This is a genomic window from Xanthobacter autotrophicus (genome assembly GCF_029991245.1).
Taxonomy (GTDB): Bacteria; Pseudomonadota; Alphaproteobacteria; order Rhizobiales; family Xanthobacteraceae; genus Xanthobacter; species Xanthobacter autotrophicus_C.
On sequence record NZ_JAIVFO010000001.1, the window covers coordinates 71,080 to 89,036 of the forward strand.

Sequence of the window (17,957 nt, forward strand, 5' to 3'; positions counted from 1 at the left end):
TCCGCGCCGTCAAGCGGTGGCGTAGAGGCTTTCGATCTCCGCCGCATACTTCTTCTGGATGTTGGAGCGCCGCACCTTCATGGTGGCGGTCACCTCGTCGTCGTCATGGTCCAGCTCCTTGGTGAGGAGGTGGAAGCGCCGGATGTGGGACACCTGAGCCAGCTGCCCGTTGGCCCTGGCGACCTCGCCCTCGATGAGAGCCCGCACCTTCGGGTTCTCCGCGAGGTTGCGGAAATTGGTGTAGGCGACGGCATTCTCCTCGGCCCATTTGCCCACGGTCTCGAAATCGATCTGGATCAGCGCCGAGACATATTTGCGCGCCTCGCCGATGACGATGCATTCCTTGATGAAGGCGCTGCCCTTAGCCACGTTCTCGATCTCGGACGGGCTCAGGTTCTTGCCCCCCGCCGTGATCATGATGTCCTTCAGGCGGTCGACGATCTTCACCTGACCGTCAATGAACTCCACCACGTCGCCGGTATGGAGCCAGCCGTCGCGCAGGGCGCTCGCGGTGGCCTCCGCGCTCTTGTAATAGCCGGCGAACACGATGCCGCCCTTCACCAGAAGCTCGCCGTGCTCGCCGCGGGCAAGGCTCACCCCCTCCGCCGCCGGTCCCACGCAGCCGGGCACGAGGTTGGACAGGCGCTGACCGGTGGCCATGCCGCTGGTCTCGGTGGCGCCATAGACCTCGATGAGCGGCACCCCGATGGTGCGGAAGAAGCGCACGATGTGGGGCGAGATGGGCGCCGCCCCGGTCATGGCCACCTTCGCCTTGCGCAGGCCGATGAAATTCTGCAGCGCCCGGAAGAACAGCAGCCAGCCGACGAAGAACACCGCCCGCTGGTACAGCGTCCTTTTCTCCGGCGCGATCTCGGCGAAGGGCTGGCACGCCGCCATGAGGCGCTCGAAAGCGAAGCGGCGCACCCCGCCGGCCTCCAGCATCTTGATGTAGATGGAGGCGTGCAGCTTCTCCCAGATGCGCGGCACGCCGAGGAACATGCTCGGCGCCACCTCCCGCAGGTCCTCCTGGATGGTGCGGATGGACTCGCCGAAATTCACCTGCGAGCCGAGATAGAGCGGCGCCATGGTGGTGAGCATCTGCTCGGCCACATGGCACAGGGGCAGGTAGGAGACGTGGGTGGTATCGGCATCAAGCCCCAGCCGCTCGGCGATGGCGATGGCCTGCGCCCTGAGGTTCGCATAGGTGAGCATGGCCCCCTTCGGCTTGCCGGTGGAGCCGGAGGTGTAGATCATCAGCGCGATATCGGCGAGGGACTGACGCGCCAGCACCTCGTCCATGAGGCCGGGATGGGCTTGGCGGTGCCGCTCGCCTTCCGCCACGAGGTCGTCGAACGACAGCACGGTGCCCGGCGCGTAGGCGCGCAGGCCCTTCTTCTCCAGCACCACGATGTGCGTCAGCAGGGGCAGTTCGGCCCGCCGCTCCAGCACCTTGTCCACCTGCTCCTGGTCCTCGCACACCACGATCTGCGTGTCCGAATGGCCGAGCACATAGGCCACCTCATTGGCCGGGCTGGTGGGATAGACCCCCACCGTCACCGCCCCCACGAGGCCGGCGCCGAGCTGGGCCAGCACCCATTCGACCCGGTTTTCCGAGAGCACCGCCACATGGCCGCCTGCGCCAAGGCCGAGCGCGCGCAGGCCGTGGCCGACGGCGGCGGCGCGGGCGAAATAGTCCCGGAACGAGACCGGATTCCAGATGCCGAAATCCTTCTGGCGGATGGCGGTACGGTCCGGCTGGCGCTGGGCGTGGAGGCGCAGCATCTGCGGCAAGGTCAGGTCGGGAAAATCGGGTGCGGTCATCGCGGGGTCCATTGGCGGGCGCTCACGAAAGCCAGCGCTTGCGGCGCTTGTAATGCTTGATGTCGCGGTAGCTTTTTTCGCCCCGCTCCCCGGCCATGCCGAGATAGAATTCGCGCACGTCCTCGTCCGCCATCAGCCGCTCGGTCGGGCCGTCGAGCACGATCTTGCCGGTCTCCATGATGTAGCCGTAGTGGGAGACGGCCAGCGCCACGGCGGCGTTCTGCTCCACCAGCAGCATGGAGACGCCGCGCTCGCGATTGATGCGGGCGATGATGGTGAAGATCTCCTCCACCAGCTTCGGCGACAGGCCCAGCGACGGCTCGTCCAGCAGGATGAGCTTGGGCTCGGCCACCAGCGCCCGGCCGATGGCGAGCATCTGCTGCTCGCCGCCGGACAGATACCCGGCCCGCCCGCTCCTGCGCTCATAGAGGCGGGGGAAATAGGCATAGACCGCATCGAACGAGGCGGGCTTTCCCGCCCGCCCGGTGAGGGCATAGGTGGCGGCGACGAGGTTTTCCTCCACCGTGAGGTCCTCGAAGATGCGCCGGCCCTCCATGACGTGGAACAGCCCGCGCCGCACCAGCCCATGGGGCGTGAGCGCGGCGAGCGGCGCGCCGTCGAACGCGATGGCGCCCGCCGTCACCGCGCCGTCCTCCAGCTGGAGCAGGTTGGACACCGCCTTCAGCGTGGTGGACTTGCCGGCCCCGTTGGAGCCGAGCAGGGCCACCACCTGCCCCTCTTCCACCCGCAAGGAGAGGCCGCGAAGCACCTGGACCGTCCGATTGTAGACGACCTCGATATTGCTGATTTCCAGTATGGGCTTCGCGGTCATCTTCATCACTTCTTCAGGCTGATCCAGTCGGAGGCCGGCTTCATCTGCTTTTCGGCGGCGCTATAGGAATAGATGCGGCCCACCGGCACCGAATTGCCCGGGATGGAGATCGGCACGCCGATGATGCCGCCGGTGTCGAAATCCTTGATGGTGTTGAGCGACGCCTTGAGGTTTTTCGCGTCCAGCGCCTTGCCCGCCTCCAGCGTGCGCTTCGCCGCCTCGGTCATCAGCATGGCGGTGAGGAAGCCCTGCATGTAGCCCGTGGCCTGATAGGTGGGCCGAAGCTTGCGGATCTTCTCCAGAATGGGCGCGTCCGGGGCGGTGTCGTAATAATAGCGATAGGGCATCACCCCCATGTAGCCGTCGGCCGGCGCGCCCACATTAGCCCACAGGGAATTGTCCATGGACCAGAAGGTGCCCATGAACCGGCTCTTCAGCCCCAGCTGCTTGGCCTGCGACAGAAATTCCGGCAGCGGCGCCAGCACGTAGCCGTGGAAGATGGTGAAGTCCGGATTGGCGCGGCGCAGCTTCAGGATCTCAGTGGAGACGTCCACCGCGGTGGGCGGGGTGACGATCTGCCCGACCACGTCCAACCCCATCTCCTTCGCCCGCTTCACGCTCGCCTCGATGGGGTCGCGGCCGAACTCGGTGTCCGAGTTCACGAAGACGATTTTCGCGCCCTTCTGCTGCTTGGCGATGTATTCGAGCAGGATGGCGATCATCTCCACGTAGTCGGGACCGGCCATGAACTGGAACGGATACTTTTCCGGATTGTTCAGCTCGCTGCCGAAGGAGGCCCCCGCCATGAGGATGGAGCCGCGGCGGTTCAGTTCCTCGTTGATGGTCTTCGCAAAGCCCGTGCTGTCGCCATAGTAGAGGTGGATGTCGTTCTGGGTGGTGAGCTTGTTGAAGACCGCCACCGACTGGTCCACCTTGTAGGCGGTGTCCTCATAGGCAAGCCGCAGCTTGCGGCCAGCGACGCCGCCCGCCTCGTTGGCGATCTTCACGAAATCCGAGATGCCCGCCTCGATGGCGACGCCGGCGAAGGCAAACACCCCGGTGAGCGGGATGGAGCCGCCGATCACCAGCTCCTTCTCGTCGGCGAAGGCGGAAAGGGTGGACAGGAACGTGGATGCAAGGCCCGCCGTGGCGGCAAGGCCCAGGATATGGCGTCGGTTCAGGTCCGTCATTGGCATGTCCTCCGTGTCTTGTTCGTTCTTGTGTTTTGCTTTGGCGTTGGCGCGCTTGGGTCAGGTCTTGAACGGCCACAAGTGGAAGAAGCGGCGGATGCGGCGCACGATCTCCGCCAGCCCCTGCGGCTCGAACACCAGGAAAAAGACGATGAGCGCGCCGAACACGATGGTGCGCACCGGCGACAGCGCCGCCCCCGCATTGGGGAAGACGGGACCCAGCCACTCCACCACATATTTCAGCAGCTCCGGCACCAGCGTCATGAAGGCGGCGCCGAGGATGGGGCCGAGGATGGTGCCGAGCCCGCCCACGATCACCGCCGCCAGGAAGAAGATGGAGGTGGCGAAGGGAAAGCTTTCCGGCGTCACCACGCGGAAGAAATAGGCCCACATGCCCCCCGCCACCCCGGCGTAGAAGGACGACAGGGCAAAGCTCATGAGCTTGTACTGTAAAAGCGGAATGCCCAGCACTTCGGCGGAGATGTCGCGATCGCGGATGGCGATGAAGGCGCGGCCGATGCGGGTGCGGAACAGGTTCGCCGCGCCCAGCACCATCACCGCCGTGATGGGCACGATGACGAAGTAGAGCGCGAACGGCGAGGCCAGCTCGATGCCGAAGAGGCGCGCCGGCGCCACGTTCACCCCGCTCATGCCGCCTGTCACCGACACCCAGTGGGTGAAGACGAAATGCAGGATGAAGGAGGCGGCGATGGTGGCGATGGCGAGATACAGCCCCTTCACCCGCAGGCTCGGCACCCCCACCAGCACGCCCACCGCCGCCGCGACCAGCCCCGCCGCGAAGATGTTGAGAAGGAAGGGCGTGCCCAGATGCCCGTCGAGGAACGCCACCGCATAGGCGCCGACCGCCATGAAGGCGGCCTGCCCGAGGCTCACCAGGCCGGTGTAGCCGGTGAGGATGTTGAGCCCGGTCGCGCTCGCCACGTTGATGGCGACGAGGCAGGCCAGGTACAGCCAGTAGGCGTTCAGCACGAACGGCGCCAGCACCAGCACGAGGGCAAGGATGATCATCCACGCCCGTTGCGTGTTCGTGGTCAGAAGGCCCTCGTCGGCGACGTAGGTTTCCTTGGCGGTGGCGATGCGCATCAGAGCCGCTCGATTTCCACGGTGCCGAACAGGCCGTAGGGCCGGATCATCAGCCCCGCGATGAGGAGGGAGAAGGTGGTGACCAGCTTGAACTCGCCGCCGAGGAAGGTGCCCGCCCAGGCCTCCACGAGGCCGATGAGCAGGCCCCCCACCAGCGCCCCGAGCACCGAATCCAGCCCGCCGATGATCACCACCACCAGCGCCGAGAGGCCGAACACCCCCATGGTGGGCGAGATGCCGCCGATGGCGCCCACCAGGATGCCCGCCCCCGCCGCGGTGGCGCAGGCGACGATCCAGGCCAGGGAGAACACGCCGGGCACGTTGATGCCGCAGGAATAGGCCGCCGCCTGGTCGCTGGCGGTGGCCCGCAGCGCCACGCCGCCGCGCCAGAAGCGGAACAGCAGCAGGAACAAGGTGATGACCACCCCCGCCACGCCGAAGCCGATGGCGATCTTGCGCGAGACATAGGCCTCGCCGATGAACACCGGCGTCGCGCCCATGAAGTCCGGCAGCGCACGCGGATCGGTGTTCCACACCAGCTCCACCGCGCCCATGAGCACCGAGCCGAGCCCCACCGTGACCATGAAGACGGAGATGGGCGTCTCCCCCAGCATGGGCCGGATCAGCGCCCGCTCCACCAGCGCCCCCACCACGCCGCCGCCGGCGATGGCGAGCGGGATGGCGGCCCACACCGGCAGGCCGAAGCCGGCGGAAAAGGCGAAGAACAGATAGCCGCCGAGCATGAGGATCTCGCCGACCGCCAGGTTGATGACCCGCGTCGCCTTGTAGATCAGCACGAAGGCGAGCGCGGTGAGCGCCAGCAGCGCCCCGGAGCCGAGGCCCGCCAGCGTCACCTCGGCGAAGAACAGCCAGTCCATCAGGCGGCCTCCCCGATGGCGGAGAGGCGCCGCATCAGCTCGGCCGGGTTGCCGCTGCCGAGATAGGCGGCGGCCACCTGCGGATCGCCCTGCACCTGCGCCGGCGGGCCCTGCGCGATCACCTTGCCGAAATTGAGCACCACCACATGGTCGGAGATGTCCATCACCATGCCCATGTCGTGCTCCACCATGAGGATGGAGATGCCCCACTCCTCCTTCACGTCGAGGATGAAGCGGGCCATGTCCTCGGTCTCCTCGCGGTTCATGCCCGCCACCGGCTCGTCGAGCATGAGCAGGCGCGGCCGCATGGCCAGCGCCCGGGCCAGTTCCACCCGCTTCTGCAGGCCGTAGGAGAGCGAGGCGACCGGCTTGTTGCGGATATGGTCGATCTCGAGGAAATCGATGATCTGCCGCTCCACCTCGGCCCGCAGCTCCATCTCCTCGCGCCGGGCCGCGCTCCAATAGGCCAGCGCCTGCAGCAGGTTGGTGCGCATGTGGGCGTGGCGGCCGAGCTTGATGTTGTCGAGCACGGTCATGCCCTTGAACAGGGCGATGTTCTGGAAGGTGCGCGCCAGCCCGGCCCTGGCCCGCGCCGGCGGATGGGTGTGGGTGATGTCCTGCCCGTCAAGGCGGATATGGCCTTCGCGCGGCCGGTAGAAGCCGGAGATGCAGTTGAAGAGCGAGGTCTTGCCGGCGCCGTTCGGCCCGATGAGGGCGGTGATGGTGCCGGGCCGCACCTCGAACGACACATCGGTGAGCGCCTTGAGCCCGCCGAACGACAGGCTGAGGCCGGACACCGCCAGATGGGCGGGCGCGAGGGTGCCGGGCGCGGGGCGCGTCATGGCCGCTCCCTAAATGGCATGGCGGCGCAGAGGCGCGGCCCGGCGCGAACGGCCGAGTTCAGCGTGGTCAAGGCGTTTCCCCTCCCAAGGGTACCCAACACGGTCTGTTGCGACCCGTCCCCGGTTCTGTCCGGGAATCTTTGACAAACGTTCGCCGCCGCCTCAGAGGGCGGAGCGGCTCAAGGCGTAACGCGCGAAGATGCGCTCCACCGGCGCGTCGATCTCGCGGCCGGCGCGCACGAAGCCCTTGCGCCAGTCCACCAGGTGGCGGCGCATCCACAGCCGCGCGCCATCGAGGTCGCGCGCTTTTATGGCGTCGATGATCCTGCGGTGCGCCTCCACCATGCGCGGCCCGCCCTCCGGCACCCGCCGGCAGATCATCTCGGATGAGGGAAAGAACAGCAGCGCCGCCGGCTCGCGCGCCAGCTCCAGCACCCGGTTCCGGGAGGCATGGGCCACCAGCGCATGGAATTCGGTGTCGATCTCCGACAGCAGCACCGGATTGCCGATGGCCTGCTCGATGCGGGACTGGTTGGCCTCCAGCGCCGCGATGATCTCCTCGTCCGCATGGGCCACCGCCCCTTCCACCGCCCCCACCTCCAGGATCAGCGCGGTATCGAACAATTCGCGGAAGGTCACATCCTGCAGCACCAGCGCGCGGCTCATGCGGCTGGAGAGGGCATCGTAGCGCGGCTCGCACACAAAGAGCTTGCGCCCCGCCTCCCGCCGCACGAGACCGCCCTGCTCCAGCACGCGGATGCCCTCGCGCACGGTGGAGCGGTTGACGCCGAACTGCCGGACCAGCGCCGCCTCGGTGCCGATCTCGTCCCCCGGACGCAGGCGGCCGGACACGATCTCGGCCTCGATGGCTTCGGCGACCATTTCGTAGGCCGAAGGCACCCGGATGCGATCGAAACGGTCGGCAATCGTGTCGGACATGACAGCGTTTTTCCGCTTTGTCCGACAAACGGTCTCATTGCCGCACGGGCTTGTCAAGAGCCCGCACGCGCGCCGTCCCGCGCCCCGGGCCAGCCGGGCCGCGCCTGCGGTGTCGACGGGTTTTTCGGCTGCCTGCCGCCCTACGGCTGCGCCCGCAGCACCTTGCCCGGGTTCATCAGGCCGTGGGGATCGAGCGCACTTTTCAGAGCCCACATCAGGTCCAGCTCCACCGCCGACTTGTAATGCTCCGCCTCGGCGACGCGCAGCTGGCCGAGGCCGTGCTCGGCGCTGATGGAGCCGCCGAGGGCGGCAACCACATCATGGACGATGCGGTTGATCTCGCCCTGCCGCGCCGCCCGCGTCGCCTCGCTCCAGTCCCGTGGAACGATGGGATTGTAGTGGAGGTTGCCGTCGCCCACATGGCCGAAGGCGAAAGGCAGGATGCCGGGAAAGGCCCGCTGGAGCGCCGTGTCGGCGCGGGCGATGAAGTCCGGGATGGCCGAGACCGGCACGCTGATGTCGTGCTTCACCCCGCGCCCGGCGTGCTTCTGGGCCTCGGCCTGCGCCTCGCGCAAGCCCCAGAGCCGGCGGCGCTGCTCGCCGGAGGCGGCGACAACCGCATCCTCCACCAGCCCCTCCTCCAGACCGGCTTCGAGCATTCCATCCAGCGCCTGCCGCAGCCCGTCGCCCTCCGCCTGCCCGCTCGCCTCGATCAGCAGATACCAGGCGTGCCGACCGGCGAAGGGAGAGGACAGCCCCGGCACCGCCGCAACCGCGAAATCAAGGCTCGGCGCGCGCATCAGCTCGAACGCCGACAGCCCCTCGCCGAGCCGCGCGCGGGCAAGGCCCAGAAGGCGGATGGCGGCAGCGGCGTCGGCGATCCCGGCCATGGCCGTCTCCACCACCCGGGGGCGCGGGAACAGCCGCAGGACGGCGGCGGTGATGATGCCGAGCGTGCCTTCCGAGCCGATGAAGACCTGCTTCATGTCGTAGCCGGCCGTGTCCTTGCGCAGGCCGCGCAAGGCGTCGAAGACGCGCCCGTCCGGCAGCACCGCCTCGATGCCGAGGGTCAACGCACGCATGGTGCCGTAGCGCAGAACCTGCGTGCCGCCCGCATTGGTGGCAAGGTTGCCGCCGATGCGGCACGAGCCCTCCGAGGCCAGCGACAGCGGGAACAGACGGTCGACGGCCTGCGCCGCCTGCTGCACCTCGGCGAGGGTGACGCCGGCCTCCACGGTGAGGGTATCGTTAGCCCCATCCACGGCCCGCACCCGCCGCATGCGGTCAAGGGCGATGATGACGGCACGGCCCGAGTCATCCGGCTGCGCGCCGCCGGCCAAGCCGGTATTGCCGCCCTGCGGAACCATGGGGATGCGCGCCTGCGCGCACGTCGCCACCACCTGCGCCACCTGCGCCGTGGAGGCCGGGCGCAGCACGAGGGCCGCCTCGCCCCGGAAGGCGCCGCCGAAGCCCACGCGGAAGGGCTCCATCTCCTCCGGTTCCTCAAGGATGCCCGCGGGGCCGACAATCTCCTTAAGACGGCTCAAGGCACCTTCCATAGGCGCGGTGGACGCAGCGGCCGCGGTGGCGCGAACTCCCGTCACCGCACATCTCCCGGCGCATCGAAGGCGAAGGCGCCGGCATGGCGCCGGGCCACGGCGGGCAGATCGCCCAGGCGCGGCGCGCCGAGCTGGCCCATGGCCACCTGAAGCTCTTCCGTCAGCATCTCCGCCACATAATCCGCGCCGCCCTCCCCCAGCGCCGCAAGACCCATGAGGAAGGCGCGGCCGCAGAAGGTGCCGTGGGCGCCCAGCGCCATCGCCCGCGCCACATCGAGGCCGGAGCGGATGCCGCTGTCGTAGAGCACGGTGGCGCGGCTGCCCGCCACGGCGGCGATGACCGGCAGCACGTCGATGGCGGCCGGCGCCGCATCGAGCTGGCGGCCGCCATGGTTGGAGACCAGGATGCCGTCCACGCCGATGGCGAGCGCCTGTTCCGCATCGGCGGGATGCAGGATGCCCTTCATCACCAAAGCGCGCGGCCAGGCCTCCCGCAGGCGCTTCACCACCTCCCACGAGAAGGTGCCCTTGATCTCGCCCTGCACGAAGCCGGCGGTCCGCGCCTGGGTGGCGGGCGGCTCCACATAGGGCGTCATGTTGGCGAAGGCGGGCATGCCGGCCTTCGCCAGCGCCAGCGCCCACGGCAGCGCGAAAGCCACGTCCCGTACCGTGCGTGCCGTGGTGCGGAACGGCACCACGAGGCCGTTGGCCAGATCGCGCGGGCGCTTGGAGCGCACCGGCGCATCCAGCGTCGCCACCAGCGCCTGCGCGCCGGCCGCCTGCGCACGGCGGACCAGATCGAAGGTCACCAGATGGTCCCGCCCCGGCAGCCCGTAGAGCTGGAACCAGGTGCAGTCGCCCGCCAGAGCCGCCACCTCCTCGATGGAGGCGCCGGCCAGCGTGCCGGTGATGTAGGGAATGCGCGCCTTGCCGGCCGCTTTCGCGAGCAGCCGGGTGGCATCGGGCCAGACCAGCGTGTCCATGCCCACCGGCGAGATGCCGATGGGGGCGCTGTAGCGCGTGCCGAACAGATCGACCTGCGTCTCCACCGGCCCCGGTGCGCCATAGCGCGGCACCAGTTCCACCGCGTCGAGGGCGGCGCGGTTGCGCGCGACGCCCTTGTCCGCGCCGGTGCCGCCCTCCAGGAAGTCGAACGCAAAGCGCGGGATGCGCCGCCGCGCCGCCCGCTCCAGACAGTCGAGGGTCGGCATCTTCTGCTTCAGCCGGGCGGCGTCGCTGGTTCCGGAGCCCGCGCCCCATGCCTGCGCGGCGGGCCGCGCGGGCGCCGGCGTCACCGGGCCCTGCCGGAGCGTTCCCGAAGGCGTCTGCGTCATGGCGGCGCTTCCTCGTCCTGTTCTGGTTGCCCCCTTGGTAGAGCGGGGCGTGCCATCACCGCAAATAATTACGCTTTATCGGAAAGATCACTTGAGGTGATTACAGCCCCCCGCTTGCGAGCGCGGACCCTTGGCGCGCCGGCCGAGGACGGATGCACGAAGGCGCTGGCGGAGGCCGCCGCATCCACCAGGTCGCGGCGGATCACCTCCACCACCGCATTGGCCGCCGCCGACACCGCCCGCCGCGGATGGTGCACCACCGCGATGGACCGCGCGAGCCGCGGCGTGGCGAAATGATGGGCGCGCACCCGGCCGGCGGCGAGCGCCTGATGCAGCGCGATGGTGGGCAGCACGGTGACAAGGCCGGTGGTCGCCACCACCTCGCAGATGGCGGACAGGGTGTCGATCTCGATGCGCGGCTTCAGCTCGATGCCGGCCTCCGCCGCCTGGTCCTCCAGGATCATGCGCAGGCCGTGGCGCTTGGAGGGCATCACCAGATCGCATCCGGCAAGATGGGCGAAGGTGAGGTCGGCCGGCACTGCGAGGGGGGAGTCCTTCCGGCAGGCGAACACCATCTCCTCGTCGAGCACGTGATGGGCCGCCAGCCCGCGCATGTGGCGCGGCACGTTGATGATGGCGAGGTCCAGCTGGCCGGTGGTGACCCAGTCCATCAGCGTCTCGGTATAGCCCTCGCAGGCGGACAGCTCCACGTCCGGATAGCTCTCCGCGATGCGGGCGGAAGAACTGGCCAGCGTGCTCTGCGCCACCGAGGTGATGAGACCCACCACCACCCGGCCGGCGACGCGGCCGTCGAACCGCGCCATCTCCTGCATGGCATGCTCCACATCCCGCACGATGGGGGAAATGAGCCGCACCAGCGCCTCCCCGGCCACGGTGGTGGTGACGCCGTGGGCGCTGCGATCGAACAGCTTCTGGCCGAACTCCGCTTCCAGCTTGGCCATCTGCATGCTGAGCGCCGGCTGGACGATGTTGAGCTGTCGCGCGGCGCGGGTGACGTTCCGCGTTTCCGCGAGGCAGAGAAAATACTGCATCTGCCTGAGATCCATGGCGTTCCTCCGGAGCGCGGCGTCATTGCGGCCGCAATGATCATTGAGACTGATCATCTCGATAATCATTCATTATTTGAAGTGATTATCCACGTCATCTATGACTTGATCAACGGGCTCTTTCCTTTCCGTCAGGGTCCGGCGCCAAGAAGGCAGAAACTGCACGTCGGCGCGGGAGGAAGCAGCACGGAAGGAACGGCGCCCCGGCGTCGAACCCCTTTGCTTGTCCCGCATGCCGAACGCTTTCCCCGTCGCCGCCCGTCGGCACGCAAAGGTCTCGTCATGCAGGATCAGAAGCGGCTCATCATCGGCATTTCCGGCGCCTCGGGCGTGATGTACGGCGTGCGCATGCTCCAGCTCCTGCGCAATGCCGGGGTGGAGACCCACCTCGTCATGTCGAAGACGGCGGAGATCACCTTCGCCTACGAGACCGACCTGAAGATCGCCGACGTGAAGGCCATGGCCAACGTCACCCATTCCATCGACGACATGGCCTCCGCCATCTCCTCCGGCTCGTTCCGCACCATGGGCATGGTGGTGGCGCCCTGCTCCATGCGCTCCATGTCGGAGATCTGCTCGGGCGTCACCTCCACCCTGCTCACCCGCGCCGCCGACGTGGTGCTGAAGGAGCGCCGGCGCCTGGTGCTGATGGCGCGGGAGACCCCGCTGCACACCGGCCACCTGCGCACCATGACGGCGCTGTCCGAGATGGGCGCCATCATCGCCCCGCCGGTGCCCGCCTTCTACGCCAAGCCGGCGAGCCTGGAAGACCTCATCGACCACACGGTCGGGCGCGTGCTCGACCTGTTCGACATCGATCTCGGCATCGTGCGCCGCTGGGGCGAGGACGCCGACCTCAAGCGCCGCACGCCGCCGCTGCGGCAAGTCAAGCCGTGAGGTGAAGCCCTGAATTGCAGCCGGGACGGGCCGAGCCTGCCTGCCCGCCCAAGCCATCCAGACGACCGAGAGATGACGACCATGCGCAGCGAGCCCCGTTCCCGTCCCGTTCCCGCCCAGGCGCCCGCCGATCTGCGTGCCTGGCTCGCCGCCCTCGCGGCGCGCGGGGAACTGGCGGTGGCGAAGGACAACGTCTCCCTCATCGACGAACTCGCCGCCGTGGCCAAGCGCACGGAGCGGGACAAGGCGGTGCTGTTTCCCCGGCCCGACGGCCACGACATCCCGGTGGTGGTCAATCTCTTCACCCAGCGCGCCTGGGTCGCCGACGCGCTGGGCGTCGCCGAAGACGAGCTGCTCCCCCATTTCCTCGCCGCCGCGCGCGACCCGCTGCCGTGCGTGGAAGTGACCTCGGCGGCGGCACAGGAGGTGGTGCACACGGATGTGGACCTGCTGAAGCAGCTGCCCATTCCCAAGCACAACGAGCTGGACAGCGGCCCCTACATCACCGCCGGGCTGCTGATCGCGCGCAACCCGGTCACCGGCATCCAGAATGTCTCCATCCACCGCTGCCAGATCAGCGGGCCGGACCGCATCGGCGTGCTGCTCTTGCCGCGTCACACCCTGGCCTATTACCGCATGGCCGAGCAGGCCGGCGAGGGGCTGGAAATCGCCATCGTCATCGGCGTCCACCCGGCGCTGCTTCTGGCCTCGCAGGCCATCTGCGCCCTCGACGAGGACGAGATGGAGATCGCCGGCGCGCTGCTGGGCCACCCGGTGGAGGTGGTGAAGTGCAAGACCAATGCGGTGCGGGTGCCGGCCTGCGCCGAAATCGTGGTGGAAGGCCGCATCCTGCCCAGGGTGCGCGAGCCCGAGGGCCCGTTCGGCGAATTCCCGCAATATTACGGACCACGTGCCGCCCGCGAGGTGATCCAGGTGGACGCCGTCACCCATCGCCGGCACCCCATTTTCCACACCATCGTCGGTGGCAGCTTCGAGCATCTGGTGCTCGGCGGCGTGCCCCGCGAGGCGACGCTGCTCCAGCACCTCAGGCGCTCCTTCCCGAACGTGCTCGACGTGCGCCTCACCCGAGGCGGCACCTGCCGCTACCATCTGGTGGTGAAGATCGACAAGGTGAGCGAGGGCGAGCCCAAGAACATCATCATGGGTGCCTTCGGCGGCCATTATGACATCAAGCAGGTGGTGGTGGTGGACAAGGACGTGGACATTTCCAGCCCCGACGAGATCGAATGGGCGATCGCGACCCGCTTCCAGGCGGACCGCGACATGGTGGTGGTGGCGGGGGCGCAGGGCTCCAAGCTCGATCCGTCGACGCAGGACGGCATCAGCGCCAAGCTGGGCCTTGATGCCACCGCCCCGCTCTCCGACGATCCCCTCGCCTTTCGCCGCATCCATGTGAAGGGCGAGGAGGAGGTGAACCTCTCCGAGGTGCTGGTGAAGGACCCCAACGCCGCCTTCGCCCGCATCGTCGCCCAGGTTTCGTGAAGCGACCGACCTGATACGCCGTCCGGCGCAGAGCGCGCCGAAACAAGAGTGGCAGAAGAAGAACAGCAGAAGCCGGCCGCCGCAGGTGGACCGGACAGCAAAAGAGAGAGCACGGGGTCCAACCAGCCTGCGGTCCAGGCTGATCGGCGCGCGCTCCAGACCGGGAGGATGGAATGTTCCTGAAGACGACACGCGGCCTTGCTGCCGCCGGGGCGCTGGCCGCGGCCCTGTTCGGCTCCGCCGCCGCCCAGGCTGCGGACAAGGTGAAGGTGGGCATCAACAACGTGGTGTCCGACGTGGTCTTCCACCTCGGCGTCGAGCGCGGCTTCTTCGCCGAGCAGGGGCTGGAGGTGGAACTGGTCACCTTCGATTCCGGCCCGAAGATGATCGCGCCGCTGGGCGCCGGCCAGATCGACGTGGGTGCGGGCGCCTCTTCCGCCGGGCTGTACAATGCCGCCGCGCGCGGCATCGACATCAAGGTGGTGGCGGACAAGGGCTCCACCCCGGTCCATTTTGACTACATGCCGCTGATGGTCCGCAAGGATCTGGTGGACAGCGGCAAGGTGAAGACCGTCGCCGACCTGAAGGGCCTCAAGATTGGCTCCGTGGGGCCGGGCGCGGCGACCAACGCCAAGCTTGCCCACATCCTCGGCGCGCACGGCCTCACCTACAAGGATGTGAACCACATCTATATCGGCTATCCGCAGCAGATCGCCGCCTTCACCACCGGGGCCATCGACGCCGCCATCACCACCGAGCCCTCCGCCACCCAGGCGGCGAACAACAATGTCGCCGTGCGCTTCGTGGTGGACGGCTATCCCAACCAGCAGGTGGCCGTGCTGCTCTATGGCGGCGACTTCATCGCCAAGCGGCGCGAGGCGGCCCAGCGCTTCATGGTCGCCTACGTGAAGGCGGCCCGCATCTTCAACGACGCCACCGCCGGCGGCAGGTTCGACGGCAAGGGCGCCCCGGAGGTCATCAAGACCATCATGCGCACCACCGGCCTGAAGGATGCCGAGCTGTTCGCGAAGATGATCCCGAACGGCATCAACCCCGACGGCGCCGTGGACATGCCGAGCCTTGCGGCCGACCTCAAGTTCTTCACCGAGAACGGATATCTCGAACGCCCCGCCAGGGTGGAAGACGTGGTGGACGCCTCGTTCGCCACCGCGGCGGTGAAGGTCCTCGGCCCCTACAAGGCGGCGCAGAACTGACGTGCGGGGCGCCGGGCCGCCCGGCGCCCCGTCCCGAAGCCAACCACAAGACCCCGATCCGCCACGCCCGATTTCACCGCGGCGGCCACGGGGCGTCATCCGCAAGCGGGAGGAAGTAGAACCATGGCCGTCGTCAGCATGCTCAGCCCGAAGCCGAATGCCGTTCAGGATCAGGCACCGGTGCAGATCTCGCTCAGGGGTGTTCGCAAGTATTTCGGATCGTCCGGGTTCGTCGCCGTGGACGGCATCGATATCGACATCCCCCAGGGCCAGTTCTTCGTCATCGTCGGCCCCTCCGGCTGCGGCAAGACCACGCTGTTGCGCATGCTCGCGGGGCTGGAGGGCATCAGCGAAGGCACCATGACCATCAGCCGGAGCGATCCCAGCCGGCCGGAGAACTCCATGGTGTTCCAGGGCGACAGCCTGTTCCCCTGGATGACCGTGTATGACAACGCCGCCTACGGGCTGCGCATGCGCGGCGTGGCGGAGAAGGACGTGGCGGACAGCGTGAAGCTGTGGCTGGAGCGCATCGGCCTGTGGCGCTTCCGCGACCGCTACCCCAACCAGCTCTCCGGCGGCATGCGCCAGCGCGTCTCCATCGTGCGGGCCTTCGCCAACGATCCGGAAATCCTGCTCATGGACGAGCCGTTCTCGGCCCTCGACGAGCAGAACAAAATGCTGCTGCACGAAGAATTGCTGCGCATCTGGGAGGCCACCAAGAAGACCGTGGTCTTCATCACCCATTCGGTGGACGAGGCGGTGACGCTGGGCGACCGCATCATGATCATGACCGCCAATCCGGGGCGCGAAAAGGCGATCATCGACGTGCCCTTCACCCGCCCCCGCAACGTGCTGGAGCTACGCCACGACCCCGCCTATGGCGACCTTGTGTTCCACATCTGGGAGCAATTGCGCGATGAAGTGCAGCGCGCGCGCCTGAATTCCGAGGGAGGCAAGTGATGGCGAAGCAGAGGACCTTCTACGGCGCGGAGCGGTTCATCGGCTTCCTCACGCCCCTCGCGCTGCTGGGCCTGTGGGAGGCGGCGGCCCGCACCGGCCTCATCGACGCGCGCTTCTTCCCGGCGCCGTCGAGCATCGTGCACACCTTCGGCGCCCTCGTCGCCTCGGGCGAATTGTGGACCAACCTCACCGCCAGCCTGCGGCGCCTCCTGCTCGGCATGCTGGTGGGCGGGGTGCCGGCGCTGTTCCTCGGCCTCGCCATGGGCATCTCGCGCCCCCTGCGCGCCGCCATCGACCCGCTGATCGCGGCCACCTACCCGATCCCCAAGAGCGCCATCCTGCCCCTCGTGCTGCTCATCTTCGGGCTGGGCGAGACCTCCAAGGTGGTGATGGTGGCGCTGGGCGCCTTCTATCCCATCCTCATCAATACGGTGATGGGCGTCGCCAACATCGACAAGATCTACCTGGACGTGGGCCACAATTTCCGCGCCAGCCGCTGGCAGGTGTTCCGCACCATCGCCCTGCCGGGGGCGCTGCCCTCCATCATGGCGGGGGTGAAGCTGGCCATGGGCATGGGGCTCATCCTCATCGCCATCTCGGAGATGGTGGCCGCCTCGGACGGTATCGGCTACATGATCTGGAATGCCTGGCAGGTGCTCACCGTGGATACCATGTATGTGGGACTGCTCGTAATCGCCCTGCTCGGCTTCCTCTTCTCGACCATCATTGACGAGGTGGAGCGTTTGCTGATCCCATGGAAGGCGAGGACCTGACGCACGGGAGCGCCGCATGTCCAATGCTTTGAGGATCGCGCATGGCGCGTTCGGGCGGGTGGCGCTCCTCGACATGGACCGCTCCCTCGTGCGCCATGCCCATCCCCACTGCCACGTGCTGCTGAAGGTGGAAGGCGCGGACACCACGTTCGCGGTCGGCGAGGGCATCGTCCCCCTCACCGATCGCACCGCCGTTCTGGTGAACGGCTGGGAGCCCCACGCCTATGTCCACGATCCGGAACGGCCGAAGACGGTCATCCTCGCCCTCTATATCGAGCCGGACTGGCTGAAGACCTTCCGGCCGGGCTGGGGCGCCTCCGGCATTCCCGGCTTCTTCGAGCAGCCCTGCGGGGAAATCTCGCCGCGCATCCACCGCCTCGCCCATGACCTGGCCGAGGAGATGATGGCCCGCCCCAATGCCAAGGCCACGCACGAGGCGCTGCACGCCGACCTGATGATCGCGGTGGTGGAGCGCTTCACCCCGTGGCGCAGCTTCTCCATCCGCGCCCTGGACGGCCAAAGGCGCATGGACTGGCGCATCCGCCGCGTGGTGGAGGGCATGCGCGCCAACCTCGCCGACGATGTGGACACCACCGCCATGGCGAAGGAGGCGGGCCTGTCGCGCGCCCACTTCTTCCGCCTGTTCGAGGCCTCCACCAATGTGCCGCCGCGCATCTATCTCAACGTGATGCGGGTCGAGGCGGCCGTGGCGGCGGTGACCGCCGAGGACGGCAGCTTCACCGACATCGGCGAGCGCCTGGGCTTTGCCGCGCCGTCCCATTTCACCCGCTTCTTCCGCGACCATACGGGCGTAACGCCGAGCGCCTTCCGCACCATCTCCCGCATGGCGCTGTAAGGGTTTGCCCGCCCTCCCGGGCCGCCGCGAAGGAGGGCAGGACGACGCCGTTTCCGCCGCAGCGCACCATGGGAAATGAGACTCCCCGGTAAATGATGAGACGGCTCGGCATGGCCCTCGCCGCGCCCGCCCGGCACCTTCCCGCCAACGAAACGCAACCGCCGAAGCGGTGCGGAACAGGGAAGCGC

The 17,957-nt window shown here is 68.1% G+C and carries 16 protein-coding genes; 6 read left to right on the top strand and 10 right to left on the bottom strand.

Annotated elements, in window-relative coordinates; genetic code table 11:
• Window positions 1-9 precede the first annotated feature (9 nt).
• The 10 genes from K9U41_RS00310 to K9U41_RS00355 all read right to left on the bottom strand — a co-directional run bounded on the left by K9U41_RS00310 (window position 10) and on the right by K9U41_RS00355 (window position 11,566).
• A complete protein-coding gene (locus tag K9U41_RS00310) occupies window positions 10-1,821 on the bottom strand; it encodes an AMP-dependent synthetase/ligase (RefSeq protein WP_282638842.1) in 1,812 nt (603 codons plus the stop codon).
• A gap of 22 nt (window positions 1,822-1,843) precedes the next feature.
• The gene (locus K9U41_RS00315; protein WP_282638843.1) at window positions 1,844-2,653 is read right to left on the bottom strand and encodes an ABC transporter ATP-binding protein; all 810 of its coding nucleotides are present in this window, start codon (window positions 2,651-2,653) and stop codon (window positions 1,844-1,846) included.
• Window positions 2,654-2,658: 5 nt separating this feature from the next.
• A complete protein-coding gene (locus tag K9U41_RS00320; RefSeq protein WP_282638844.1) occupies window positions 2,659-3,843 on the bottom strand; it encodes an ABC transporter substrate-binding protein in 1,185 nt (394 codons plus the stop codon).
• A gap of 60 nt (window positions 3,844-3,903) precedes the next feature.
• Window positions 3,904-4,947, bottom strand: coding sequence for a branched-chain amino acid ABC transporter permease (locus tag K9U41_RS00325; protein WP_282638845.1), 1,044 nt, complete (start codon window positions 4,945-4,947; stop codon window positions 3,904-3,906).
• Complete coding sequence (locus K9U41_RS00330) at window positions 4,947-5,825, bottom strand: branched-chain amino acid ABC transporter permease (RefSeq protein WP_282638846.1); 879 nt, start codon at window positions 5,823-5,825, stop codon at window positions 4,947-4,949. The genes K9U41_RS00325 and K9U41_RS00330 overlap by 1 nt, the downstream gene beginning before the upstream one ends.
• The gene (locus K9U41_RS00335; RefSeq protein ID WP_282638847.1) at window positions 5,825-6,667 is read right to left on the bottom strand and encodes an ABC transporter ATP-binding protein; all 843 of its coding nucleotides are present in this window, start codon (window positions 6,665-6,667) and stop codon (window positions 5,825-5,827) included. Before K9U41_RS00335 ends, K9U41_RS00330 begins: the two co-directional genes overlap by 1 nt.
• 162 nt (window positions 6,668-6,829) lie before the next feature.
• Entirely contained in the window at window positions 6,830-7,606 is a 777-nt protein-coding gene (locus K9U41_RS00340; protein WP_282638848.1) for a FadR/GntR family transcriptional regulator, read from the bottom strand.
• A 140-nt stretch (window positions 7,607-7,746) separates the two neighbouring features.
• On the bottom strand, window positions 7,747-9,153 hold the full coding sequence (locus tag K9U41_RS00345; RefSeq protein ID WP_282638849.1) for an FAD-binding oxidoreductase: 1,407 nt from the start codon (window positions 9,151-9,153) through the stop codon (window positions 7,747-7,749).
• A gap of 53 nt (window positions 9,154-9,206) precedes the next feature.
• Window positions 9,207-10,499, bottom strand: a complete 1,293-nt coding sequence (locus tag K9U41_RS00350) for an alpha-hydroxy acid oxidase (RefSeq protein ID WP_282638850.1) — start codon at window positions 10,497-10,499, stop codon at window positions 9,207-9,209.
• Window positions 10,500-10,567: 68 nt separating this feature from the next.
• A complete protein-coding gene (locus K9U41_RS00355) occupies window positions 10,568-11,566 on the bottom strand; it encodes a LysR family transcriptional regulator (RefSeq protein ID WP_282638851.1) in 999 nt (332 codons plus the stop codon).
• 282 nt (window positions 11,567-11,848) lie between these two features.
• Here K9U41_RS00355 and K9U41_RS00360 point away from each other — a divergent pair, with 282 nt between their 5' ends.
• The 6 genes from K9U41_RS00360 to K9U41_RS00385 all read left to right on the top strand — a co-directional run bounded on the left by K9U41_RS00360 (window position 11,849) and on the right by K9U41_RS00385 (window position 17,769).
• Window positions 11,849-12,463, top strand: a complete 615-nt coding sequence (locus K9U41_RS00360) for a UbiX family flavin prenyltransferase (protein WP_282638852.1) — start codon at window positions 11,849-11,851, stop codon at window positions 12,461-12,463.
• Window positions 12,464-12,535: 72 nt separating this feature from the next.
• Complete coding sequence (locus K9U41_RS00365) at window positions 12,536-13,966, top strand: UbiD family decarboxylase (RefSeq protein WP_432715704.1); 1,431 nt, start codon at window positions 12,536-12,538, stop codon at window positions 13,964-13,966.
• Between the two features lie 173 nt (window positions 13,967-14,139).
• A complete protein-coding gene (locus K9U41_RS00370; protein WP_282638853.1) occupies window positions 14,140-15,180 on the top strand; it encodes an ABC transporter substrate-binding protein in 1,041 nt (346 codons plus the stop codon).
• A gap of 123 nt (window positions 15,181-15,303) precedes the next feature.
• Window positions 15,304-16,140 carry an ABC transporter ATP-binding protein gene (locus tag K9U41_RS00375; RefSeq protein WP_282638855.1) on the top strand — a complete coding sequence of 279 codons (837 nt, stop codon included), beginning with the start codon at window positions 15,304-15,306 and terminating at the stop codon, window positions 16,138-16,140.
• Window positions 16,140-16,913 (top strand): ABC transporter permease, encoded by a 774-nt coding sequence (locus tag K9U41_RS00380; protein WP_282638856.1) that lies wholly within the window; start codon window positions 16,140-16,142, stop codon window positions 16,911-16,913. Before K9U41_RS00375 ends, K9U41_RS00380 begins: the two co-directional genes overlap by 1 nt.
• 16 nt (window positions 16,914-16,929) lie before the next feature.
• Window positions 16,930-17,769, top strand: coding sequence for an AraC family transcriptional regulator (locus K9U41_RS00385; RefSeq protein WP_282638857.1), 840 nt, complete (start codon window positions 16,930-16,932; stop codon window positions 17,767-17,769).
• Window positions 17,770-17,957: the final 188 nt, after the last annotated feature.

Excerpts from the sequence above, each read along its gene's own strand:
- K9U41_RS00310 (WP_282638842.1), bottom strand. The coding sequence starts at position 1,821 with ATGACCGCACCCGATTTTCCCGACCTGACCTTGCCGCAGATGCTGCGC.
- K9U41_RS00315 (WP_282638843.1), bottom strand. The coding sequence starts at position 2,653 with ATGACCGCGAAGCCCATACTGGAAATCAGCAATATCGAGGTCGTCTAC.
- K9U41_RS00320 (WP_282638844.1), bottom strand. The coding sequence starts at position 3,843 with ATGACGGACCTGAACCGACGCCATATCCTGGGCCTTGCCGCCACGGCG.
- K9U41_RS00325 (WP_282638845.1), bottom strand. The coding sequence starts at position 4,947 with ATGCGCATCGCCACCGCCAAGGAAACCTACGTCGCCGACGAGGGCCTT.
- K9U41_RS00330 (WP_282638846.1), bottom strand. The coding sequence starts at position 5,825 with ATGGACTGGCTGTTCTTCGCCGAGGTGACGCTGGCGGGCCTCGGCTCC.
- K9U41_RS00335 (WP_282638847.1), bottom strand. The coding sequence starts at position 6,667 with ATGACGCGCCCCGCGCCCGGCACCCTCGCGCCCGCCCATCTGGCGGTG.
- K9U41_RS00340 (WP_282638848.1), bottom strand. The coding sequence starts at position 7,606 with ATGTCCGACACGATTGCCGACCGTTTCGATCGCATCCGGGTGCCTTCG.
- K9U41_RS00350 (WP_282638850.1), bottom strand. The coding sequence starts at position 10,499 with ATGACGCAGACGCCTTCGGGAACGCTCCGGCAGGGCCCGGTGACGCCG.
- K9U41_RS00355 (WP_282638851.1), bottom strand. The coding sequence starts at position 11,566 with ATGGATCTCAGGCAGATGCAGTATTTTCTCTGCCTCGCGGAAACGCGG.
- K9U41_RS00360 (WP_282638852.1), top strand. The coding sequence starts at position 11,849 with ATGCAGGATCAGAAGCGGCTCATCATCGGCATTTCCGGCGCCTCGGGC.
- K9U41_RS00365 (WP_432715704.1), top strand. The coding sequence starts at position 12,536 with ATGACGACCATGCGCAGCGAGCCCCGTTCCCGTCCCGTTCCCGCCCAG.
- K9U41_RS00370 (WP_282638853.1), top strand. The coding sequence starts at position 14,140 with ATGTTCCTGAAGACGACACGCGGCCTTGCTGCCGCCGGGGCGCTGGCC.
- K9U41_RS00375 (WP_282638855.1), top strand. The coding sequence starts at position 15,304 with ATGGCCGTCGTCAGCATGCTCAGCCCGAAGCCGAATGCCGTTCAGGAT.
- K9U41_RS00380 (WP_282638856.1), top strand. The coding sequence starts at position 16,140 with ATGGCGAAGCAGAGGACCTTCTACGGCGCGGAGCGGTTCATCGGCTTC.
- K9U41_RS00385 (WP_282638857.1), top strand. The coding sequence starts at position 16,930 with ATGTCCAATGCTTTGAGGATCGCGCATGGCGCGTTCGGGCGGGTGGCG.